Below are 22,951 nucleotides of genomic sequence, written 5' to 3' on the forward strand. Positions count from 1 at the left end.
GTGGGCGACGGTTTCCTAGACGTCGCACAGACATCACCCCGGCACCGACCCCAGTTCAAGGGCGGCCTCCCAGTGAGGCTGCCACGCCTCGTAGGAGTACCGCTGACGAGTGATCTCGCGGGCACGTCGACCGAGTCGCTCACGATCCTTTGTCGCGGACTCCAGCAAGCCGAGGATCGCATCCGTCCAGTCGGCCGTGCTCCGGGCCGCGGGCATGCCGAACAAGGAGAGCATCTCCGCATTCACACCGACCGGACTGGCGACAGCGGGAAGGCCCGCCGCTCCGTACTGAAGGAGTTTGTAGCCGCACTTACCACGGCCGTAAGGCGTGTCCGGCACGGGCATGATGCCAATGTCGAGCCCCGCCAGCGCCGACTTCTCGCGCTCCGGAGTCCATTCAACGCGGTCGATGATCCTCTCCATGCCTCCGAGCGTGGGACGCGGCGCTCCGATAAGGGTGAGCCGGGCACCAGTTCGGCGGTGAATCTCACGGATCGCCTCGCCGATCTGCGCTAGGTACGGCTCGTTGCCAGGCGACCCGATCCAGCCGAGCCGGGGAGGGTCGTGCAGCGCGTATGCCGGCTTTGGCACATACTCTTCCGGCGCGACACAGCTCGGTATCACCATGACATCGCGATGGCGCCGCGACGCCCAGTCGGCAAGCACCGAATTACCTGCGATGACCCGGTCGGCATTGTTCACCGCCACACACGTCTTGCCCGCCTTGGGAGCCAGCCGCCGCAGCAGGCCTCCGGCACCGAAGTCCCATTGCAGTGCGTCGTCGAAGTCGTACACCGAGAACTCAGAGCCTGCGAGGAGCTGTCGCTCCGCCTCACCACGACTCAGCGGTGACGCCTCACGGTGCAGGATCATGCGCCGCCAGCGCCCAGCGGCGAGCTCCCGGAGGCGGAGTTCCGCTCTGACCACGGCTGCCGGACTCCGCAGCAACTTCGACGGCTGCGCGTCATGAAGCGAGAGATAACTGCTGACCGCGAAGCCCACTTCCGAACGGTCCAGCCACTCGAACACCCGGACCCGCGCAGAGCCGCCGCCCCGGCCGTAGGGGGTGACGGCACAGCAGTCGGTCCAACCGTTCATGAGTGCACCTCCGAAGCAGACAGCCAGCCATAGAGCGATGTATATGTATATTTACGATGTATACCCCAGTTTGCACAAGCAGCCAGGCAAGGGCAACCCGAAGGCATGCCGAGTACTCGCGCTCAGAAGGGGACGCACCATGACCCTGATGGCCTTGGACCGCGCGCCACAGCTACCGACCTGCCCCCTGCTGGTCACCGGCCATGCCATTTGTCGTACACACGACGAGACTCCACACCGCAAGTGACCAGGTCCCCTTGCGGTGGTGCCAGGCGCCCCATTCGGTGACGATGTCAGTGGGGTGTCAATCCGCCCGGCAATGCTTGGCGAAGGGAGCGAGATGGACCTCGGATCGTATCTCCGGCTGTTGCGCAGACGATGGGTCGCCATCCTGCTGCTCGCCATCTTGGGCACGCTGGGAGGCACCGCGGTAGCCTGGGTAAAGAATCCCTTGTACGCGGCGAAGACCGACATACTCGTGACGGCCGCCAGCCCCAGGGCCGACTTGAGCCAGTCATATCAGGGAGCGCTGCTCGCAGAGGAACTGACTCAGTCCTACTCGGTCCTATTGACGAGCGAGCCGGTGCTCCGAACGCTTATTGACGAACTACGCCTTCCCTATTCGGTCGAAAAACTCAGGTCGGAAATCAAGGCCTCCCACCCGAGGGGCACCGCAGTCGTCAAGGTGACGGTCGAGGACAGGTCGCCGCAGAGGGCCAAGGTGATCGCGGATGCTATCGGGCCCACGTTCACCAAGGTTCTGGCCAGTGCGGACGCTGCTGATACTTCATCCGATACCGCGGGCGACCGGTCTGACGTCAAGGTGGGTGTGCTCCCGCAAGCCGCATCGTCAGGGCAGTTGGTGCCCCCGCACAAGAGTCTGGACATCGTTGTGGGCTTGATCGTGGGTCTTGTCCTAGGTGCGGCGTGGTCAGTGGGCCGCGCGATCATGGACCCGCGGATACATGACGCTCGAGACGTGGTCGAGACTTCGGATATCCCTGTCCTCGCCGTCGTCCCCCGGGACAAAGCAACACGGGGGAAGGCATTGCTGCAGGATACCCAGCGCCCTCCGTCCGTTGTCGAGGCCTATCGCACGGTGGCAGTCAACCTGCGCTCTAGCGTTTCTTCCGGCATTCAGCGTCACGCCTACGTGATCACAGGCATTCGGGGCAGCGAGAACTCCGCTGCCACTGCAGCGGGCATTGCGATCGCCCTGGCTCAAGACGGGTACTCGGTGATCCTGGTCGATGCTGATCCACTCGACATGCGCCTCGCCCAGTCGATGGAGCTCTCGCAGGAAATCGGCCTGAGGGACGTGTTGGCCAACCGAGCGTCTCTAGACGCTGCTCTCCAGGAGTGGCACGAGGATCTACCGCTTCGAGTGCTGGCTGGAGGACTGCAGGACCAGAGGTCCGTCACGCCGCTTCGGGAGCGCAGCCTCGATCCGCTCTGCGCGGAACTGGAACGGCGAGCAGATGTCGTGATCTTTGCCTCACCCCCTGTTCTGACACGGACTGACGGGGTTGCCCTGGCCCGTGTGACGGGGCAGGCCGTGATCGTGGCCCAGACCAAGGTCACCCGCGGCGACGAGCTTGACACATCCGTGCAGACTCTCCGCGCGGTAGGAGTCACCGTTCTGGGCGTTGTTCTCAATGACGTAACCCGTCGACGCGGTCGTCGACAGGTCTGGCCTGCTCCGCGGGAGCGCATACAGACCTCCGCGGACAGCACACATGAAGCCGCACCGCGCGGTAGGCCCGTCGATATCCCTGATTCGGACGGCGATCACCGCGCGTCCTCGTACGCTCGCAAGGGCGAACCCTGAGCATGCGCAGAGGCGTTCACCTCTTCTTGCGTGCCGCTCGGACCAAACTCTTCATCGGCGTCCCGCGTGAAAGGCACGACGGCCATCCGAATTCGCCAACTCGGCAGCGAGGATGTTCAATTCGAGGGGCAGCCGGAAATTGAAGAACCGGTCTTCCCAGGGCTTCGGCGTAGGTCGCATGGTGTCCGGTTCGTGATCATGTGAGCCCGAGGAGGGCGAGCGGTCGGCAGCCGTCGCGGGCGTTGTGCCGCAGTGCGGTCCTTGGCGAGCGTCACGTCGCGCATTCCGAGGTGTTCCAGGACGGCCGACGGGGCGTCAGCGATCCACTTGCCAACCGCCAGCAGGGAGGCTGCTCCGGCCAGAACCGCACACGCGGTCAGCTTGAGTACGACGACCAGAGCGTGCCGCACGCCGCGCGGATCTCGTGGGTCGGGCACCCAGTCGCTTCAGCAGGCCCGGAATCTTCTCGGGCATGGCATGCTCTTCCACTCGGACCATGTGCCGTCGAGAATTCCATGATCTTGGAAGCTCGCGCCTGTCACGTTCCCAGACCACCCACCCAGCTGACAGATCATCACGGACCAGGCGTCAGGCCACTATGCCGAGGCACCGGAGCGGACACACCCTCGCCCCGCCTCTCTCCCTCGCATGCACGGGCCAGAGCTGCGGCCAACCCGATCGACATATAAAAGATCACCCGTAGCACCGTCCCCTCAAAACTGGACTCAGTGAGGAAGATCAGCATTTGGGCCATCAGAGAGAAGCCGATGACGCGATTGATCGTCCCGATGCGCCAGCGAGAGAAGAAGAAGATCGCTGTTCCTATCAACACCAGCGACACTACCAGCCCCAGGAGCAGGCCGAAGTAGACCATCTGCTGGAGGTACGTGTTGTGGACATCTATCGGCAGACGGCGATCCCTGTCGGGCGCAACGCCGCCACCGTAGCCAAGGAGAGGCCGGGCAGCGATCTCGCCGAGTGCCTTACGGGCGAGATCGGAACGGATAGTAATATTGGATTCACTGAATCTTTCGCTGATGAATTTGCGCGCAGATGGATTGAATCGCTGGAAAAATACAATTGCAGTAGTGACCACCGCGACGCCGGCTGCTATTTTACCCACCGTTCGACTGTCTATCCAGCGGCTGCGAATAAGGCTCGAAAGTGCAGCGATCAGCGCTACGGCAAGGAGCGCGAAGATGACGCCCCGCGACATGGTACAGACCACAGCAACAAGTGTTATCCATCCCGCGCGCATGAATCGCCTGTCATGGCGTGCGTGTCCCCAGTAGAAAAGGAGAGGAACGAAGAAGGCCAAAACGGTAGCGAGGTTGTTCGATCTGCCCAGTACAGGATGCGAGAGTCGGCTGTAATAAGAGAGGTAGTCGCCTGACGTGCGCGGGAGATCCGGCTCTTGCGGAGCGAATCCGGGCACATGCAGCAGCAATAGAACTGCTGGAATTATGAGTAGATAACTATAACGTTTGACGTATACAATGACGCGAGTCGGTGAGGCACCGCCCAGTTCCCGCAAAACGAAGAGATAGGCGATGATACCTTCGGCGTACACGGTCGTGGCGCGCAGGGTGGCGAACCTGTCCTGCGACCATGCCACTGAGATCCCGCAAACAAGCAAGGGGACGCAGAGCAGTGTGAACAGCGGCCGGTATCCGATGTTCAGCGGGTGAAGTGCACAATCAAGCGCGAGAGTCACTGCGGCAAAGCACAAGATGATGTCCAGTATGGATATCGAATGAAAGACCGGATTATCCATCGGAATGCGTAGCGGCATGGCAGCGGCGAAAAGTGCCAACATGAGAGCGATTCGAGGGCGTCGGTCTGCGTCTCGCGTATTCCCTGCTGTCGCAGACGTGATCCGGGAAGTCCTGGCTGCCATGCCGATCCTCCGCCGACTCGATGGTACGCTCTTCATCAGGAGCGCCTGGGTTTCATTGGTCCCGGACAATGGGACGCCGGGTACCAACGGCTCTCGGAGCGCGAAGGGCCGATACTCTCAGATTCCGATCGATGAGCAGCAGCCATCGCCCCACCACGGGGAACGCACGTGAGATGCAACAGGGGCGCATGGTCGACGAGCAGACCGACACCACGGGCATATCAGGAACTCACTGAAGCTGGCCAGTGCGCCAAGGCCATACGCGCTCCTCGGGGACCGATTACGACCAGTATCACCGCCGTGCGCCAGATAGGCATCCCGGGCGGGAGGAAGCCCACATGCGCTTCAATGCAAAATGGCCGAATGCTGTAAGTGGCGACCAAGACGATGCTGCCGTCGATCCGCACGTCCATGACTGCCCACCAGCTGCCGGACGTGACGATCGTCGCCGACGCCGCGAGGGCGTGTTGAAGTCGCGCCTGCGCAAACGCTTCCTCCTCCGTGTAAGGAACGGAACCCGCAGTAGGTCGATATGGCGGCGCCAGGAGGGGACCAAGGCAGGAAGCCCATGACGGCCTTGCTGCGGTGAACGGGGTGCCAGCCGGCGATCACGTGGACCTTCGCCGGCCTGACGGGCGAGCCGGTCCAGGAAGCCTGTGAACACCTTCGCGGTGAAGCGGCCGGTGAAGACGGTGAAATCACAGCACTCCGCGCGAAGCGCTACCGACGCTGCGCGGCGTGAAGCCGTGCCGACGCAGCCACTTGCCCACTCCGCGCTCGGTCATCACCAACCCGGTGACCATGCGGATCATTTCCCGCACCACGGCCCGTGTCCACAGCGGCCCACCAATCACCAGCTCCTCGGGGCTGTAGTCCGCCATCGCCTGGAACAGCGTGCCCCACTTCTCGTCCCTGATCAGCTCGTGCGGTCCTGGCCGCCCACTCCGCCGTACCGCCAAAGCCTCCCGCCCACCGCCGCAGTAGGCCCGACACCAGCTGCTCACCGAGCGCTCGCTGACGCCGAGCGCCTCGGCCGCATACCGCGAGGTACGCACCGCGCCTGACTCCAGCGCGGCCGCACCACCTCCCGCGCGACGGGCGACAGCCGACGCGTGTCCTCAACCTCGATCACACCCTGTCAACGAGCAGGCAACTCGACCGTTCTGGCTCAATAACTATTTGCGTATCCGTCGAGCTGCTGGCACATCTGTCTCTGGTGCTTGGAGTGTGTGCATGCTCTGCGTGAGGTCACGCAAGACCAACGCCGATGCGACGGCGAGGCCGACCAGTATGGGCAGTCCCGCCAACAGCAAGGCAGGCACTCCGTGCCACCCGAGCCGCAATATCAAGAGATCCCCAAGGCCGGCCAGGGCCGCACCCAGCATCGTCGCGGGAAGCCAGCGCCTCGGCAACGGCCGCTCGCGCAGTCCCGCCAGCCTCCGGCACAGGACGACGAAGTACACAGAGCCCGCCATGTGGCTGATCGCAGTCGCCAGCACCACTCCGACGACGCCGAACAGCATGGCCAACGGCACTGTTAGGGCAAGGTTCACCGCCGTCACGCACCAGGAGTAACGCGTTTCGTAACCGGGCCGACCGATGGCCCGCACGAAACAGGTCCGCATCCCCGTCAGCGTCACGTGTGTCACGTACCCGGCCGTCAAGATGGCGGCGACTGCTCCGCTCAGGGCAAATCCAGTGCCAAGCCACACCTGAACCGCTATTCCGACCGCGACGGTCGTGACGACGCCGTAGGTAAGGACCGACGGCAGCCAGCGGGACTGCAGGGCGTGGAATTCCCGGGCCGCGCCCGTGAGTCCATGTTTGGCGTATACACGCGTCATCCGAGTCAGCATCGGCGGAAAGGCATACATCGGTAGATTGCGCAGTGCATCCGCCACCTGTGCGCCGACGGCATAGATCCCGACGTAGCGAACCGGCAGCATGGCGGCGATCACCAGAGCGTCGATCTGAAGGTTCACGAAGACGGTGATGCCGGATAGTTGCATGCGCAGGGCGTAGCCCCCGAAGTCACGGCGTGTGGTCGCGTCCGGCAGCAGCGGTCGCCGAATGCGGATGTGCCGGATCTCCAGGCACAAACCGCCGAACAGGAGGAGCATGTATCTTCCAGCGGCGAGCAGTGCGAGCAGCGGCAGATCCCCTCCCCGGTCGATCAACAACATCACGCCGACCGCGTACGCCGCACACGACCCCGCGCTGACGGCCGCCAGACCGCGGAATCGGGCGTGTGCCTGCAATAGGGCAGTGGCGGAGTTCGAGGCCAGGGCCAAGGTGACCAAAGGTCCCAGCAACAGCAGCAGCTGCTGGGTCTCTGCGCTGAGTCCCTCGGGGATGCTTAGAGCGGCGACGACCGTGGGGGCACACACCAGCGAGGCAGTGGTGACGAGGATACCGAGTATGAGGAACACCGTCAGCGAGCCGATGATCAACCGTCCTGTACCCTCCCGATCGTTCTTGGCGCCATAGAAGGCATAGAAGCGCGCCAGCGAGGCGCCAACCCCGCCGTCCAGCACGGAAAGCGCGAACACGAAGATCGTGATCAGTGACCAGACACCGAACCTGTCGACTCCCAAATGACCTATCAGGTACGGCGTGAGCGCCAGATAGGTGACCATTGGAGCGGCCTGCGCGATGGTATTGAAGGTCATTCCTGAGGAGAGCCTCACAGACCTTTCCTCGCCACCGGCCGAACCACCGTTCCTGACCGTGTCGTCCAGCTCACCGGGCATGGCCGACGCACAGCATGCGGGGCGTCGGAGGTGCATGAGCGTCCGTCACTTCCCCTCGTCGGGCGCCAGGGGCCAGGCTTCCTCGCGCATGCTCCCGCCGCAGCGACCGGGGCTTCTCTTCATCCATGGTCGGCGTACACCGGCTGTTCGGCATCTCCGCCTCCACGCTCACCTGTGTGTTTACGCTGCCCACGGACATCACGACCTTCCCAGACCGCGGACAGGAGGTACCACACGGTCCGAGCCATATAGCGCACCACGGTGGCCAGAGTTACGTCCGCCAAGAGTTCCGCGTCCATGGCGGCCCGGGACGGGAGCAGGACCGTGAGGTAGTAATCCTCCGGATCCTGCCTGGCGTCGAGCGACGCCGCCTGTTCGCGCGAATGGAGCTGACACGGCCCTGTGAGCCCAGGGCGGTGGCGGAACAGCCAGCGGTACTTCAGCGGATAGCGGTGTGCCACGTCGATGGGCTCGGGGCGCGGACCGACCAGCGTCATGTCGCCACGCAGGACGTTGAACAATTGCGGCAGTTCGTCCAGGGCGTAGCGCCTGAGCAACCGCCCAATCCCAGTCACTCGCGGGTCGGAGCCACTGGTGAGGCAGGGACCAGTGGCATCGGGCCGCATAGTGCGGAACTTGTACAGTGTGAACTCGCGTTCACCCTCCCCCATGCGTTGCTGCCGGAAGATGGTCGGCCTGCCACTCGAGACGCGCACGAGTACAGCCAGGGAGAACAGCAGAGGTGACAGCAGCAACACCAAGGACAGGGCCACGGCAACGTCCAGCGCCCGGCGCGGCACCGTGATGTGCACAGGAGTCAGGGACTGTGGAGTTTCTCGATGAAGGTGCGCGGTGGCGCCCATGAGGGGTTCCCTTCGTCAGGTGATGCTTGACAATCCACGGCATCACGTCCAGAGCGAATACGGGATGCGTATATTTACGCTGCAACCCTGAATGCGCTGGTATGTCCGTTCGAGGTCGAGACAGCCCTTGCATAGGACTGGCCTGGGAGATGCAGTGGGACTACAGCAACTCGGCGCCCGAGCGGGTGCAGCCCCGAGCGTCCAGCGTGAGTGGCGAGGCGGTCACGACGGCGTCGAGGTCGAAGGCCGTGTGGTCCTGGAGCACAATGGTCAGATCGGCTGCCCGGGCGGCCGAAACGGCGTCCGCCACCCTCCGCACCAGCACACCGTCCACGGCGAACCGGTCCACATACGGGTCGTGGTACACGACCTGCGCCGACTCGGCCCGCAGATGCCGCACGATCGAGCGCGCCGGTGTCTCTCGCACGTCGGACACATCCGCTTTGTACGCGACTCCGGCCAGCAGCACTGTGGCACCTTCGAGGCCCCTTCCGGCGCCGCCTAGCACGTCACTCGCGCGTCGGACCACGTACTCGGGCATGGCGCCGTTGATTTCCTGCGCCAGTTCGACCAGCCGCACTGCACAGCCCGCCGCGCGCGCCTGGTGGATCAGATAGTTCGGGTCGACCGGAATGCAGTGCCCTCCGACGCCCGGCCCGGGGCGGAAGGACTGGAATCCGAACGGCTTCGTAGCCGCGCAAGCGATCGCGTCCCACAGGTCGACATCCAGTTCGTGAGCAATCATGGCGAGTTCGTTCACCAGGGCAATGTTGACGTTCCGATAGGTGTTCTCCAGCAGCTTGGCCATTTCCGCCTCGCGGGTGCCTTTCGCCACCACCACTCGGTCGCAAACCTTGCCGTAGAACGCGGCGGCGGCCTGGGCGCAGCCGGGGGTGAGGCCGCCCACCACCTTGGGCGTGTTGCGCAGCCCGAAACCCTTGTTACCGGGGTCGATCCGCTCCGGCGAGAAAGCCAGATTGAAGTCGACACCGGCGGTCAGTCCCGTCGCACGTTCGAGGAGTGGGCATACCACTTCGTCGGTCGTGCCCGGGTATGTCGTCGACTCCAGCACTACGAGCATGCCGCGGCCGACGTACCGGGCGAGCGTCCCGGCCGCCCGACGGACCAGCGCGAGGTCCGGGGTGCCATCGGAGTGGAGCGGTGTCGGCACACAGATCACCACGACGTGCGCAGTGCCCAGCACGGACGGGTCTTGGCTGGCGGTGAAACCGGCGGCGAGCATGGCTCGCACCTCGTCGTCGGACACGTCGTCCACATGTGACCGGCCCACGTTGATTCCCGCCACCACACGGTCGTTCACGTCGTACCCGGCCACGCTCAGTCCGGTCTCCGCTGCCTCACGCGCCAGCGGCAGCCCGGTGTAGCCGAGTCCGATCACAGCAACGTCTCTCATCGGGACCCCCCGCTTGTGTAGTTCACGGTGTCCCGGACGCGTCCACGCTTGTGGGCCACCACGGCCGAGATCACTTCATCGAGGCTCGTCCGCGGCCGGAATCCGATCAGTTCGCGAGCCCTTGTCGTGTCGGGAACGCGGCGCGGCACCTCCTCGAAACCGGACCTGTACGCCTGCTCGTACGGAACATGGACCACTGGACTGTCCGACCCGGTGATCCGTAGAACACGGTCCGCGACTTCCCTGATGCACACCTCCTCGGAGCCACCGAGGTTGAATGCCTGGCCATACGCGCGTTCGTTCATCACCAATGCCACGAGGGCCGGGACCACGTCTCCAACCGCGCAGAAGCAGCGCCGTTGAGCGCCGTCGCCATGGATGGTGAGTGGTTCACCGGCCAGCGCCTGCTGTACGAGGGTCGGGATGACCATGCCGTAGCGGCTGGTCTGCCTAGGACCTACGACATTGAACGGCCGGACCATGACGGCCCGCAGACCGTGCTGGAGCCAGTAGCAGTAGGCCATCAGCTCGTCGAGGCCCTTGGCTGCGGAGTACGACCAGCGGCTCTTGAGGGGCGAGCCGAGTACACGGTCGTCATCTTCATTGAGGAGGACTTTGGAGTTCTTGCCGTAGACCTCGGAGGTCGAGACGAACAGTAGGCGAGTCCCATGGCGCCGGGCCGCCTCCAACACGGTCTGAGTGCCCACCAGATTCTTGCGCAGCGACTCGAGCGGCTGGTTCACGATGGCATGCACACCGACCGCGCCGGCCAGGTGGAAGACAGTGTCGCAACCGCTCGTGGCTTCCTCCACCGCGGTCTCGTCGAGAATCGAGCCTCGTACGGTGGTCACGGCGTCGGCCACCGGAGCGAGGTTCGCCCCTGATCCGGAACTGAAGTCGTCGAGTATCACGGCTTCGTGACCGAGGGCGAGCAAATGGTCGACCAGGTGCGAGCCTATGAACCCGGCGCCGCCGGTAACAAGCGTCCTCATTTTGATTGCCTCCTTCTGCGGGCTCCACGCACGCCTCCTGGTTCCGGTGACTGCCCCCACCAAGGGGCCCCGGGCAGCGTTTCCTGGGCGACTCCTGCCGTCGACGAAACCTCCGGTCGAAGTGGAACACCCTCCGCCCGCAAGGATTTCCTCGAGGACTCCCAACCCCATCGACGTCGATCGCCGGGCTTGACCCTGGCCACTCCTCCGCCGAGGACGCCCTCACCGACAGGTGTGCAGAGTGTCGGGACCAGGTGGGTGAAGAGCACAGTCGGCCGTGTCAGGGCTCTAACGCCCGTATCGGGGAAGGTGCTCCGCGCCGGGCCATCAAATGCCAAACGGCTGCGCCCCATTTCGTCCGGCGTGGCCAACAGGCCCCGGATTCGCATCCCTTGGTGGCGATAACACACTTGTCTGCCTCACTTTCACTTCCCAGTACCTGGTGGGTGTCCTGTCTCGATCCAGTGGCTCAGCGTCCGCAACCCGGCCCGATCGAGAATCAGGACAGTTAAGAGGAGCGGCTGTCGACACCGGCGAGCAGGAACGTGGTGCCGCCGCTGTTCCCGGGTCGACCTGGGTCGTCCTGCTTCTCGGGCCGCGGGGCGTCCGGGAAGGCGGTGGGGATACGGCGGACCTGCCCGCCGTAGTGGCTGGCGGCACCGAGCGCCGGCAGCCCCGAGCACGGCGACTACAGGCATGTCAGCAGTAATCAGCAGCCGACGGCGTGGTCGACCGCCCTTCTCCAGAAACTGCCTCGGCATCCACTGGTGCCACTGGCGGCGCGCGACCATCAGAGGTTCTCCGGGTGCGGACGGGCCGCGGCTGGTCTTGGCCGAGCCGCCCGGCTCCCATGGGTGGGTGATCGAGTGCGCCGTCGGTGCATGAGTCGGGCCAGCTCTTCGCAGACCCGGTCGACATCCCGCTCCGTGAGGGACGGGTACAGGGGCAGGGACAGCAATTGAGGGAAGAGCTCGTCGGCTCCTGGCAGACCACCGAGCGGTGTGACAGCGGTGCGCTGAAAGTAGGGCATGTGGTGCAGGGGGATGAAGTGGACTGAGGTACTGATGCCGCGCTCCGCCAGTTCGTCGACCAGTTCGTCCCGGCTGATCCCGTACTCCTCCAGCACCCTCACCACATGGAGGTGACGGGCGTGCCTCCCTGGGCCGGGGAGGTCCAGCGGCTTGATTCCGGGAACGACCGCTAGCGCAGCCTCGTACCGTGCGGCCAGGGCGTGCCGCCGTCGCTGCCAGTCGTCAAGGTGACGGAGCTGGGCCCGCCCGATGCCTGACTGCACGTCCGTCATGTTGGCCTTTAGGCCAGCGTCCTCGACGGTGTACCGCCAGCGTCCGCCCGGCAGCATGCGTCGCCAGGCGTCGGCCGACATTCCGTGGAGCCGTGCGCGACGGAGCCGCACAGCGAGCTCGGGATCCTCCGTGGTCACCATGCCGCCCTCGCCGATGGGCAGGTTCTTGGTGGCGTAGAAGCTGAAGCAGGTCGCTCTCGACAGGCTTCCCACGGGCCGGTCACCCACAGACGTGCCTAGGGCGTGGGCGGCGTCCTCAACGACGTGCGTCAGAGACAGACGAGCGGCTTCCGCCAGCGCGGCCACCGGTGCCGGTGCCCCGGCGTAGTGCAGGGCCATCATCGCCTGGGGGCGTCCACAGGATCGAACCGCACGGGCGACGGTGGCCGGAGTCAGTGTCGCCGTGCGCGGATCGATGTCGACCAGCACTGGCCGCAGTCCGGCGTGCAGGACCGCGTGGGCCGCGCCGCAGAAGGTCACGTCCGGGACCAGCACAGTCCCGCCCGGCGGCAGCCGCAGGGCACGCAGGGCCAGTTCGAGCGCCGCCGTGCACGAACTCACCGCGATGGCATGCTCGGCCTCGACGTGAGCCGCGAACTCCCTCTCGAAGAGCTCCGTCTCTTGACCGGTGGTCACCCAGCCCGAAGCGAGCACGCGCTGTGCCGCCTTCTGGGCCTCCGGACTGATCAAGGTCACGGCGAAGGGCACGTCCTCGCCCCCAGTGCTCTCCGGAGTGAGGTCGTCGGCATTGGGCACGCCGTTGAGGGCAGGCCGGGCGCACTCAACAGGTTCCTGCCGGGGCCGCAGACGGTGGACGGTCATTTCTCGCTCCCGGTTTTTCTTAACTCAGGGGAAGACGCCGCCATACGCATCAATGGCGTATATTTACGACGTATACGTACAGTCTGCCTCCGCGAGTGTATAGAGTCAACACAAGAGGGACGTGGCGGGCGACCATCTGGAGGCGTGGCATGGCCGAAGAGCAGGCGAAAGCGCGGGAAAGGGGCAAGGGAGCGGGGGCCAGTCCGGCACGCCGTGCCAGCGACCGAGGCCGTTACGGCCGACTGAGCCGGGAACGTGTACTGGCCAGCGCCCTGGAGCTGGTGGACCGGGAGGGCCTTTCGGCGCTGAGCATGCGTCGGCTGGGCGCCGAACTCGGCGTGGAGGCGATGGCGCTCTACCGGTACGCGTCGAGCAAGGACGCCCTCCTGGACGGCCTGGTCGAGGCCCTGTACCTGGAACTGGAAGAGCGCCTCGCCAGCGGCCCGGCCACGGCTCTCGGGGCGCGGGGCGAACTGCACCGCATCGCGCGGGCGACGTACGACGTCTGCCAGATCCACCCCCAAGTGGTCCCGCTGCTCGCCACGCGCATGCTGGCCGTCCCGCTAGCCCGACGTCCCCTGGCGACCCTGCGTCACCACGAACGCGTCATCGCCCTGCTCCAAGAGTCCGGGCTTGAAACGACCCGCACTGCGGTCCTCTTCCAGGCCTTCACCGGCTGGGTCCTGGGCTATGTGTCCGTGGAACTGCAGGCCATGGTGGACAGCCCCGAGGAACCCGATCCGGCGTTCCGCCTCGGCCTACACCGCATGCCGCCCCAGGAACTTCCCAGGCTCCGAGAAGCCGCCACCACCCTCGCCGAGAAGGGCGGCCCGGAGGGCCTGGCCGCCGGGCTCGACGCGCTGCTCGACCGCTTCGCGCAGGAGTAGGCCGTCAAGGCTTCCGGGGACGCGCTTCACGCGGGAATGGTAAGTCGATGCCTCGGGCTCAGCATTTCGCTGAACGTTGCGGCAGGCCGTTCCGGGGACTCACCAACCACGACGATGTCGACCGCCTCGTTGTGGAAGGCCAGCCGGCCCCTGATCCCGGCCGCCGCGGCCAGTTGGTGTGCGTGGTGCGTTAGTGCGCCGCGTCCAGCCGGGCCCGCTGTTCCGGTGTCAGTTCCAGGTCGACGGCGGCCAGGTTCTCCTCCAACTGCGCCATCGACGAGACGCCGACGAGCGGGATGACCGGCAGTTCGCCTCCGATCAGCCAGGCCAGTACCACCTGGTTGATGGTCGCGCCGGTCTCGCGGGCCACGTAGCGCAGTGCGGCGAGGCGGGCAGGGGTGCCGGGGTGGTCGTAGTCGGCCGGCAGCCGGTCCGGGTGGACGTAGGCGCCCTTCAGCAGGGGTGAGTAGGCGACCAGGGTCAGGCCCGGCTCGGCCCGCAGGTAACCGAGCATGTCGGGGCCGACCGCGCCGAGGGTGCCGTCGGGGAACAGGTCACTGGGGATGTCGGTTCGGGGGCGCAGGTAGCTGTGCTCGTATTGGAGTACCTCGTAGCCGGGCAGGCCTGCCGTGGTGGCCAGGGTGCGGACGCGGTCTACGCGCCAGGTTGCCTGGTTGCTTACGCCGAGGAGGCCGACCGTGCCCTCTGCGACGAGGGCCGCGAAGCCCTCGACGGTCTCCTGCTGGGGCACGGTCGGGTCGTCGATGTGGGCGTACAGCAGGTCCAGCTTGTCCACGCCGAGGCGCTCGCGGCTGCGTTCGGCGGACTCGCGGATCACCTTTGCCGACAGGCCCTCGGGGTTGTCGGTGTAGCTGGTGCCGGGGGCCAGGGGGCGGGCGCCGAGTTTGGTGGCGATGACGATCTCGTTGCCGATGCCGCGGCTGCGGCGCCAGCGGCCGAGTAGTTGCTCGCTCTGGCCGCCCTGGCCTCCGTCCTCCCAGAAGGCGTAGTTGTCGGATGTGTCGATGAAGGTGCCGCCGGCCTCGACGTAGCGGTCGAGGAGAGCGAAGGAGGTCTTCTCGTCCGTTCGCGAGCCGAAGAGCATCGCGCCGAGCGCGAGCACGCTTACCTCGCGGCGGATGGCCGGGTCGGTGCCGATCGTGCGGTACTTCATGGTGTTCCTCCCGTTCGGCCGGTGGGTCCGGCTCGAGCAGGAGTCTTCACTTTGGAGCGCACTTGAAGTCAAGTGCTCTCGCGCTCACTTCGCGAACGGGCCCTCCAGCGCCGCCCATTGGAGCAGCATGATGGTCTTCGCGTCGGCGATCTCGCCGGTTCGGATCATCTCCAGGGCCCGGCGGAAGGGGAGTTCGAGGATTTCGATGTCCTCGCCTTCCTCGTCCAGGCCGCCGCCTTCGTGGGTGTGGGTCGAGGGGCCGTAGGCGGCGGCGTAGAAGCTGACGCGTTCGGTGACCGAGCCGGGGCTCATGTAGACGTCGAAGACGTGTTGGACGTCGCCGATGGTGTGGCCCGTTTCCTCCACCACCTCGCGGCGTACGGCGAGTTCTGGGTGTTCGTCCTCGTCGTCGAGCAGGCCGCCGGGGGTTTCGATCAGCATGCCATCGGGGTGGCCGTTGACGTAGACCGGGAAGCGGAACTGGCGGGTGAGCAGGACGGTTTCGCGTTCGGCGTCGTACAGGAGCATCGTGGCGCCGTTGCCGCGGTCGTGCGTTTCGCGTTCCTGGGTGGTCCAGGTGCCGTTGGCGTGCTGGAAGTCGAAGGTTGTGGTGCGTTCTATGTACCAGTGGCTGGACAGGAGTTTGACGTCCCGGATCTTGACGCGGGGGTTGCCCGTGAGGTCGCGGCCGGTCTGGTCGAGTTCGGTGCGGCCGCGGCGGTCCGGGGTGTCTATGCCGACGGTCATCGGGCACCGTTCCGGCGGCGGGGAAGAAGGACATGCGAGTTGGTCATGTCTGCTTTTACCACTTCTCCCGTCGCCAGCGGGCGGGCGTCCCGCCCACCGGCGACTCGTCGCCACCGGCCCTGCCCCGGCCCCCTCAGAGAAAGCTGACCCCCTGCGCAAGCGCCAGCTCAGTGGAGTAGTTGATCGTGTTCGTCGCCGACCGCATGTACGACTTCCACGCATCGGATCCCGACTCGCGCCCCCCGCCAGTGTCCTTCTCGCCCCCGAAGGCGCCCCCGATCTCCGCTCCCGAGGTGCCGATATTGACGTTCGCGATGCCGCAGTCGGAACCGGCCGCGGACAGGAAGATCTCCGCCTCCTGCTGGTCCCGCGTGAAGATGCTGGACGACAGTCCCTGGGGAACGTCGTTGTGGAGCGCGATCGCCTCGTCAAGCGTGTCGTACGTCAACACGTACAAGATCGGGGCAAACGTCTCCTCCCGTACGACATCAGTCTGTTCGTCGACGCGGACGAGAACCGGCTCGGTATACGCGGCCGATGGCGCCGCCTCGACCAGGCGCCGATTGCCGCCCCCAAGGATCTTGCCGCCCTGGGCCTGGACTCGAGCCAGGGCATCGTTCATGGCGTCGAGCGCCGCCGTCGTGATGAGTGGCCCGACCAGCGTCGTCTCGTCGAACGGGTCACCGATCGGCAGCTTCTGGTACGCGGCGGTCAGCCGCTCGACGACAGTGTCGGCGATGTCCCGGTGGACGATCAGGCGTCGCAGCGTCGTGCAGCGCTGGCCGGCCGTGCCCGCCGCGGCGAAGACTATGCCCTGGATGGCGAGGTCCAGGTCGGCGGATGGGGCGACGATCCTGGCGTTGTTGCCGCCGAGTTCCAGCAGGCTGCGGCCGAAACGGGCCGCGACCTGGGGGCCGACCTCGCGGCCCATGCGGGTGGAGCCGGTGGCGCTGACGAGCGCGACCCGGGGGTCGTCCACGAGCTTCTCGCCGACGGTGCGGTCGCCGAGCAGCAGACGGTGTACGTCGCCGGGGGGCTGCACTGGGCCTTGCGGAAGATCCGCCAGGACTTGAGCCGTGCGACGCCGCGCTCGACCGGAGCCCGTGCTGCCGACAGCGCACGGTTGACGGTTTACTGGGGGGTGAGGTCGCGTCCTGGCGGGCGTCTGAAGGATGTTGTCACCCATGGGCCGGCTCCCGTATAGGCGCGGTCTGCGAGGACGGGGATGCCCTGACGTTCGCAGACCCGGATGCTTCGGTGGGTGCGGACCGCGGTCAGGTCGTGCGCGCGGCCGGGTAGAGCGGGCGAGATCCACAGCAGTCGTCCTGCTGGATCCGTTACCACCTGCACGTTCACCCCGTGGCGTCGGTGTTTTTCGGAGAAGTCGGCCCGGCTGTCGCCGACCCGGTCGCACTCCGCGAGGGTGCCGTCCAGCGGGACGGAGTCGGGGTCGGCTTCGGGCAGGGCCCGCAGGAGCCCGGGTGCCCGGTCGGCGAGCAAGTCGATGACGGCTGCCGTGTAGGCGTGGGCGGTGCCCACCGAGATACCGATGCCAGCCGCGAGCTGGGCGAGTGTGTCGTGCCGCCGCGGGTACACCAGACCGACCAGGGCATGCTGGTGCGGCGGGAGTTTGCAGCGGCGGTCACCCTCCCGGGTGACGAGGAGCATGGTGACCCACTCGACCAGGGCATGGGGCAGGTCGAGTGCGGCAGGATAGGGAACCAACAAGGCTCCTCAGCCGATGAGTTGAGACGTCGAACACCTCCCTCAACGGCATAGGAGCCTTGTCCGTTGCGGACGCCGACGCCGTCACTCGATCAGCGGCCACGCTGAAAGAGCTCGATGCTTCTTCGGCGGACCATTGCGCTGCGGCTGGCTCCATGGCCCATTCTCCCAGCACCCGGAAAACCCGACGCCACGCGGACACGCCTTGACCTCGGACTGGGTCTATGAAATCTGCGTGGCGACCTTGGTGAAGGTGTTGCCCGACGTGTTTCCGAGGACGGCAAAATAGTTCATGATCCCTGGAGTCAGGTTCGTGAACTGATTGTTGGTGATGTCGACCTTGATATGGTAATCCAGCTCGACTCCCGCGCCACCGGCATCGTGAATACTGTTCTCCGTAATGGTGATTTCACTGGAGTTAAACGCCCCGCTATTGTCGCCAACAACCAGGAACCCAGCACCGAGTCCAGCGCCGCTGATATTGTTGTTGCGGAAGACGATGTTCGTGCCGACACACTTGAACATTGCCGCCAGAATGCCGTATCGGCCGCCCGTGCCGGAAAGGGCGTCACGCGTGATCGTGTTGTACTCGATCAAAATGTCGGAGACGATCTCCGATGCGGAGTTCGGCTCAACGTCGATCGCCCCTGGCATGTCACCTCGGGCCATGTTCTTGAACGTATTGTGATGAACGTGAACGTTCGTGCCAGACGTAATACTGACACCGTTGCGGTTGTCGTTAGCTCCCGTGAACGTACAGTCACGGACTTCAATGGTATGTCCGTTGTTTCCACCGGATCCGACATTAATGAAAACGCCGTCACCGATGATGTTGTAGAAGTCGCAGTTCTTGACCAGGATGTTGCTGTAATTGCCCTGCACTCTAACCTGGTGACGATGCTGATTCCAAATGCTGCCCTGGTTCTTGATGTTGCCGTCAAACTTCACGCCGTCAACGGTCACGCCGTTACCGCCCACGCGAAGTATGGCGTCATCACTGCTGTACGTTGTGGAAGCATTCGCGGTCTTCAGGATCGAACCGTTGCCCTCAACATAGCAGCCGGCCGGAATCAGAAGCTCATCGACGAAATACGTCTGAGCAGACGGAAACACCAGTCGCTTGTTCGCTGCAGCGTTCGCCGCCAATTGCGGTGTCGCATATTCGGCGACATGTACAACGTCAGGATCCACGGTGCCCTTCTTGGATGGGCCGGTGGACTTCGCGGCTAGAAGCGGGAGAACCACCAATCCCAGCATAGACCTCCGGGTCATTGACCTGGACTCGGAAAAGATGTCCACGGGCAACCTCCTGAAGACGCATGGGTTCTACGCATCGAGTCTGTGGTGTCAATGCTCAAGGCCTGAGCAATCCACCGGGACTCGGAGCCTGTGTTAAAAGCTCGAATGCCGAACGCCCGGGTCCCGGTGACAAGTGAGATAGCCGCCTCAATCACCGTACGGAGACTGCCCGTTGCCGCGAGAAGTGACGTCGACCACAGCAACAGAGTTTCTGATCAATAAGAGCTCGTAACACGATCTTGTTGACGTGTGCGGGTCGGGCGTAACCGGTGTGGCCGATTCCGCCGTTCTTGGAGTGTGGGCACCGGCCGTGGATCGTGGACGACGACTTGTGGGAACTGATCGAGCCGTTGCTACCGCCCTGGCCGAAAAGGCGCCCGGTCCGAAGCCGGTGGACGACCGGCTGTGCCTGCAGGGCCTATTGTACCTGCTCTACAAGGACACCAGCTGGCAACGGCTGCCGCGGCAGCCGGGTCCGGTTCCGGACAGACCTGCCGGCACAGGCTCGCACGGTGGCACGAGGCGGGCGTCTTCGAGACGCTGCACCGCCTCCTGCTCGCGAAGCTGCAGGCGGCAGGTGAGTTGGACTGGTCGCGGGCCTGCGTGGATGCCTCCCACATCCGCGCGAAAAAAGGGGGTGAGGCACCGGCCCGTCGCCGGTCGACTGCGGGAAGACGGACAGCGTGGCCGCTGATCGAGTGACGGCGTCGGCGTCCGCAACGGACAAGGCTCCTATGCCGTTGAGGGAGGTGTTCGACGTCTCAACTCATCGGCTGAGGAGCCTTGTTGGTTCCCTATCCTGCCGCACTCGACCTGCCCCATGCCCTGGTCGAGTGGGTCACCATGCTCCTCGTCACCCGGGAGGGTGACCGCCGCTGCAAACTCCCGCCGCACCAGCATGCCCTGGTCGGTCTGGTGTACCCGCGGCGGCACGACACACTCGCCCAGCTCGCGGCTGGCATCGGTATCTCGGTGGGCACCGCCCACGCCTACACGGCAGCCGTCATCGACTTGCTCGCCGACCGGGCACCCGGGCTCCTGCGGGCCCTGCCCGAAGCCGACCCCGACTCCGTCCCGCTGGACGGCACCCTCGCGGAGTGCGACCGGGTCGGCGACAGCCGGGCCGACTTCTCCGAAAAACACCGACGCCACGGGGTGAACGTGCAGGTGGTAACGGATCCAGCAGGACGACTGCTGTGGATCTCGCCCGCTCTACCCGGCCGCGCGCACGACCTGACCGCGGTCCGCACCCACCGAAGCATCCGGGTCTGCGAACGACGCCAAGGACGCCGCCGTCATCGCCGACCAGGTCCGCGTCCGTCGCGACCTGCACCCCTTACGCACCGGCGACGGCACCGTCACCGACCTCAAGATCCTCACCGCCCGACGCATGGACCTGGTCACCGACCGCACCCGCACGGTCAACCGCCTGCGAGCCCAGCTCACCGGCGTCTTCCCCGGCCTGGAACGGGCGTTGGACCTGACCAACACCGGCCCGCTCACCCTGCTGACCGGCTACCAGACCCCAGCCGCCATCCGGCGAAACGGCGCCAAGCGGCTGGAGACCTGGCTGCGCAACCGCCACGTCCTCCGCCCCGACCGGCTCGCCGAAACTGCCGTGCAGGCCGCGGAACGGCAGCACACCAGCCTGCCCGGCAAGAAACCGGCAGCCCAGCTGGTCACACACTGGCAAACGAGGTGTTGGGCCTCAACCAGCAGGTCGCCGAGCTCGACAAGAAGATCGAGGCCCGGTTTCGCGACCCCCAAGCCTTCGACGTGATCACCAGCCTGCCCGGCCTGGGCATCATCCTCGGCGCCGAGTTCCTGGCCGCCACCGGCGGCGACATGACCGCCTTCGGCACCGCCGACCGCCTCGTCGGCTTCGGCGGCGTCGCCCCGGTACCCCGCGACTCCGGCAAGATCAGCGGCAACCTACGGCGCCCGCAGCGATACAACCGCCGCCTCCAACGCGTCTTCTACATCTTGGCGTTGTTCAGCATCCGACACTGCGATGAGTCGCGTCAGTTCTACGACCGCAAACGCGCCGAGGGCAAGCGCCACACCCAGGCCGTCCTCGCTCTCGCCCGCCGCCGCGTCAACGTCCTCTGGGCACTCCTACGCGACGGACGGCGCTACGAACTCATGCCGCCCACTGCTCACGCCACTTGACAGACCGCATTAGGAATCACTGTGTCGCCGCATACCAGGGCCACCGCGGTGTTCCACGACCACACGGCGGCGGGGAAGTTGAGGCGGAGATGACGCCGACCACGCCGAGGGGGTGCCAGATCTCGGCGAGGCGGTGGCCGGGGCGTTCGGAGGCGATGGTGCGACCGTACAGCTGGCGGGACAGGCCGACCGCGAAGTCGCAGATGTCGATCATTTCCTGGACCTCGCCGAGTGCTTCGGAGCGGATCTTGCCCGCCTCGATGGTGACGAAGTCGGCCAAGTCGCTCTTGTGCTCGCGCAGCAACTCGCCGAGGCGGCTGACGAGTTCACCGCGGCGCGGGGCCGGCGTGGTGCGCCAGGTCAGGAAGGCCGTACGGGTTGCCGCTATCGCTTCTTCGGTGTCGGTTTCGGTGGCGGCCGTCAGGCCGAAGAGGTTCTCGCCGGTGATGGGCGTACGGGCCTGGAAGTCGCTGCCCTCGGGGACGGCGACCCCGATGTGGTCCAGGGCCGTACGGGCGCGGGCGCGCAGGTCGTCCGTGGTGGGCAGGGTGGTGCTGGTCATGACGCTCCTGTTCAGAAGGAAGAGGGGTTAATGCCTAGCTGCTCGCTGACCTGCGCCAGAGAGGCGTTCTGCTGCTGGGCGTACAGGGCGTACGGGTCCAGTACGTCGCGTTCGATGGCGCCGGAGAGCCAGGCGGCGTCGTAGGCGGTGCCCTCTTGGTCGTTGTTGCGGGTGCCCTCGCTGCTCAGGTTGGACTGGAAGATGCCGGCGGCGGAGCGGGGCAGGAAGTCCTCGTAGACGATGGGTTCGGCGTGCGCCCAGCCCTGCCGCACCAACTCACTCACGACGGTGGGCGGCTTGCTGCCGTCACGGGGGCGGTCGTCGGCGAGCTGGTAGGTGAAGTAGGCCAATCCCTCGGCGGCCAGCTCCTGTTCGCTGCCGGGCATGTGGCGCTCCCACAACGCGCGAGCGATGTCTCTGCGGGATTCGCCCGGCTTCGCGGACACCTGCTCGTCGATCTGGCCGAGGAGTTCGTCGTAGAGGGCGCGGCCCTCGCGGGTGAGTGCGATGCCGCGGGCTTCCACCTCGCCAAAGCGGACGCGGAGGGCGCCGCTGATGACGGTGCCGTCGGGAGTACGCATCGCGCGCGGTTCGGCGAGGGCGCGGAAGGAGGTCTGGCGTAGCAGGACGTCGGGGCCCTTCCAGGCCGGTGGGCCCTGGATGGTGTCGATCATCTCGATGCCGCGGGCCGTCATACGGCGGTAGAGGTCGTCGATGTCGAGGACGCGTGGGGTGAGGTGGTTGATGTGGGTGCTGCGTACGCCGCCGATGTCCGCGGCGACGGCCGAGATCCGCTCGAGCGTCTCGTACCAGGCCTTTTCCACCGGCTCGGGCGACAACTCGAAGGCCTGCACCGCGAGTTGGAGGAAGCGCTCGGCGTCCTCCTCGGGCAGTTCGCGCTCGGCCGCCGCGCGGTCGGCCAGGGCGAGCAGCTCCGGCGGGAACAGTTCGCGGCGGGCGAGGAAGCCTTCCAGGCGGGTGCGCAGGTCGGCGTCGAAGAAGCGAGGGTCCGCCGGGGTGAGCATGGAGGTGAACACCCGGAAGGGGTTACGTGCCAACTCCTCGCCGTCTACCGGGCGGAAGGCGGTGGAGATGACGGGTACGGCGCTGGCAGCGGCCTCACGCAGATCGTAGAAGCCGACGGGGTACATGCCCAAAGCACCGAAGATACGGGCCACTTGTTGCAGTTCCTGTGGCGTTCCGACCCTGATGGCGCCGTGTCGTTCGGCGGTCACGCGGCTGATGGAGCCCAGGCGTTCGGCGTCGGCTCCCTGTTCGCGCAGAACGTCCTCGTTGACCTCGCGGGAGACGTCCACGAGCGTGGTGTAGGCGGGGACTTCCTGGCCGTACATCTGCGACAGCCGCGCCGCGAACGCGGCTCGCAGCTGCCACTGACTGATCGTTGACATGGTCCGGGCCTT

The 22,951-nt window shown here is 65.7% G+C and carries 15 protein-coding genes and 5 pseudogenes; 4 read left to right on the forward strand and 16 right to left on the reverse strand.

Annotated features, from left to right (window positions below):
- Positions 1–33: 33 nt before the first annotated feature.
- Positions 34–1,002 (reverse strand): glycosyltransferase family 4 protein, encoded by a 969-nt coding sequence (locus tag ACQEVY_RS05140; RefSeq protein WP_432945257.1) that lies wholly within the window; start codon positions 1,000–1,002, stop codon positions 34–36.
- A 436-nt stretch (positions 1,003–1,438) separates the two neighbouring features.
- Here ACQEVY_RS05140 and ACQEVY_RS05145 point away from each other — a divergent pair, with 436 nt between their 5' ends.
- Positions 1,439–2,926 (forward strand): Wzz/FepE/Etk N-terminal domain-containing protein, encoded by a 1,488-nt coding sequence (locus tag ACQEVY_RS05145; protein WP_432945259.1) that lies wholly within the window; start codon positions 1,439–1,441, stop codon positions 2,924–2,926.
- Between the two features lie 116 nt (positions 2,927–3,042).
- On the opposite strand, the gene ACQEVY_RS05150 is transcribed toward ACQEVY_RS05145, so the two are convergent.
- The 8 genes from ACQEVY_RS05150 to ACQEVY_RS05185 all read right to left on the reverse strand — a co-directional run bounded on the left by ACQEVY_RS05150 (position 3,043) and on the right by ACQEVY_RS05185 (position 12,967).
- Entirely contained in the window at positions 3,043–3,363 is a 321-nt protein-coding gene (locus tag ACQEVY_RS05150; RefSeq protein WP_432945261.1) for a transposase family protein, read from the reverse strand.
- Positions 3,364–3,500: 137 nt separating this feature from the next.
- Positions 3,501–4,742 carry an O-antigen ligase family protein gene (locus ACQEVY_RS05155; protein WP_432945263.1) on the reverse strand — a complete coding sequence of 414 codons (1,242 nt, stop codon included), beginning with the start codon at positions 4,740–4,742 and terminating at the stop codon, positions 3,501–3,503.
- 779 nt (positions 4,743–5,521) lie between these two features.
- Positions 5,522–5,878, reverse strand: a complete 357-nt coding sequence (locus ACQEVY_RS05160; RefSeq protein WP_432945265.1) for a winged helix-turn-helix domain-containing protein — start codon at positions 5,876–5,878, stop codon at positions 5,522–5,524.
- 120 nt (positions 5,879–5,998) lie between these two features.
- Positions 5,999–7,492 carry a polysaccharide biosynthesis C-terminal domain-containing protein gene (locus ACQEVY_RS05165; RefSeq protein ID WP_432945267.1) on the reverse strand — a complete coding sequence of 498 codons (1,494 nt, stop codon included), beginning with the start codon at positions 7,490–7,492 and terminating at the stop codon, positions 5,999–6,001.
- 200 nt (positions 7,493–7,692) lie between these two features.
- Positions 7,693–8,436 carry a sugar transferase gene (locus ACQEVY_RS05170; protein WP_432945269.1) on the reverse strand — a complete coding sequence of 248 codons (744 nt, stop codon included), beginning with the start codon at positions 8,434–8,436 and terminating at the stop codon, positions 7,693–7,695.
- A gap of 160 nt (positions 8,437–8,596) precedes the next feature.
- Positions 8,597–9,850 carry a nucleotide sugar dehydrogenase gene (locus ACQEVY_RS05175; protein WP_432945271.1) on the reverse strand — a complete coding sequence of 418 codons (1,254 nt, stop codon included), beginning with the start codon at positions 9,848–9,850 and terminating at the stop codon, positions 8,597–8,599.
- A complete protein-coding gene (locus ACQEVY_RS05180) occupies positions 9,847–10,842 on the reverse strand; it encodes an NAD-dependent epimerase/dehydratase family protein (protein ID WP_432945273.1) in 996 nt (331 codons plus the stop codon). The genes ACQEVY_RS05175 and ACQEVY_RS05180 overlap by 4 nt, the downstream gene beginning before the upstream one ends.
- 790 nt (positions 10,843–11,632) lie before the next feature.
- Entirely contained in the window at positions 11,633–12,967 is a 1,335-nt protein-coding gene (locus ACQEVY_RS05185; protein WP_432945276.1) for a DegT/DnrJ/EryC1/StrS family aminotransferase, read from the reverse strand.
- A gap of 149 nt (positions 12,968–13,116) precedes the next feature.
- Here ACQEVY_RS05185 and ACQEVY_RS05190 point away from each other — a divergent pair, with 149 nt between their 5' ends.
- Positions 13,117–13,854: a TetR/AcrR family transcriptional regulator gene (locus ACQEVY_RS05190; RefSeq protein ID WP_432945278.1), complete on the forward strand. Its 738-nt coding sequence runs from the start codon at positions 13,117–13,119 to the stop codon at positions 13,852–13,854.
- A 190-nt stretch (positions 13,855–14,044) separates the two neighbouring features.
- On the opposite strand, the gene ACQEVY_RS05195 is transcribed toward ACQEVY_RS05190, so the two are convergent.
- The 5 genes and pseudogenes from ACQEVY_RS05195 to ACQEVY_RS05215 form a co-directional block, all read right to left on the reverse strand.
- Positions 14,045–15,028, reverse strand: coding sequence for an aldo/keto reductase (locus ACQEVY_RS05195; RefSeq protein WP_432945280.1), 984 nt, complete (start codon positions 15,026–15,028; stop codon positions 14,045–14,047).
- 84 nt (positions 15,029–15,112) lie between these two features.
- Positions 15,113–15,775: an NUDIX domain-containing protein gene (locus ACQEVY_RS05200; protein ID WP_432945282.1), complete on the reverse strand. Its 663-nt coding sequence runs from the start codon at positions 15,773–15,775 to the stop codon at positions 15,113–15,115.
- A 133-nt stretch (positions 15,776–15,908) separates the two neighbouring features.
- Positions 15,909–16,817 (reverse strand): annotated as a pseudogene (locus ACQEVY_RS05205) (aldehyde dehydrogenase family protein); the annotation flags it as partial.
- Positions 16,808–17,500 (reverse strand): annotated as a pseudogene (locus ACQEVY_RS05210) (transposase family protein); the annotation flags it as partial. The pseudogenes ACQEVY_RS05205 and ACQEVY_RS05210, both read right to left, overlap by 10 nt.
- A gap of 222 nt (positions 17,501–17,722) precedes the next feature.
- Positions 17,723–18,799 carry a right-handed parallel beta-helix repeat-containing protein gene (locus tag ACQEVY_RS05215; RefSeq protein ID WP_432945284.1) on the reverse strand — a complete coding sequence of 359 codons (1,077 nt, stop codon included), beginning with the start codon at positions 18,797–18,799 and terminating at the stop codon, positions 17,723–17,725.
- A gap of 786 nt (positions 18,800–19,585) precedes the next feature.
- Between ACQEVY_RS05215 and ACQEVY_RS05220 the strand changes: the two are divergent.
- Positions 19,586–20,080, forward strand: a pseudogene (locus ACQEVY_RS05220) (transposase family protein); the annotation flags it as partial.
- Positions 20,076–20,968 (forward strand): annotated as a pseudogene (locus ACQEVY_RS05225) (IS110 family transposase); the annotation flags it as partial. The pseudogenes ACQEVY_RS05220 and ACQEVY_RS05225, both read left to right, overlap by 5 nt.
- 14 nt (positions 20,969–20,982) lie before the next feature.
- Here the strand turns inward: ACQEVY_RS05225 and ACQEVY_RS05230 are convergent.
- Together ACQEVY_RS05230 and hglS are read right to left on the reverse strand one after the other, a co-directional pair.
- Positions 20,983–21,530, reverse strand: a pseudogene (locus ACQEVY_RS05230) (aldehyde dehydrogenase family protein); the annotation flags it as partial.
- A gap of 11 nt (positions 21,531–21,541) precedes the next feature.
- A complete protein-coding gene (hglS, locus tag ACQEVY_RS05235) occupies positions 21,542–22,939 on the reverse strand; it encodes a 2-oxoadipate dioxygenase/decarboxylase (protein ID WP_432945286.1) in 1,398 nt (465 codons plus the stop codon).
- Positions 22,940–22,951 lie beyond the last annotated feature (12 nt).

Origin of the sequence: Streptomyces sp. CA-288835 (genome assembly GCF_050936385.1) — a bacterium.
Classification (GTDB): Bacteria; Actinomycetota; Actinomycetes; order Streptomycetales; family Streptomycetaceae; genus Streptomyces.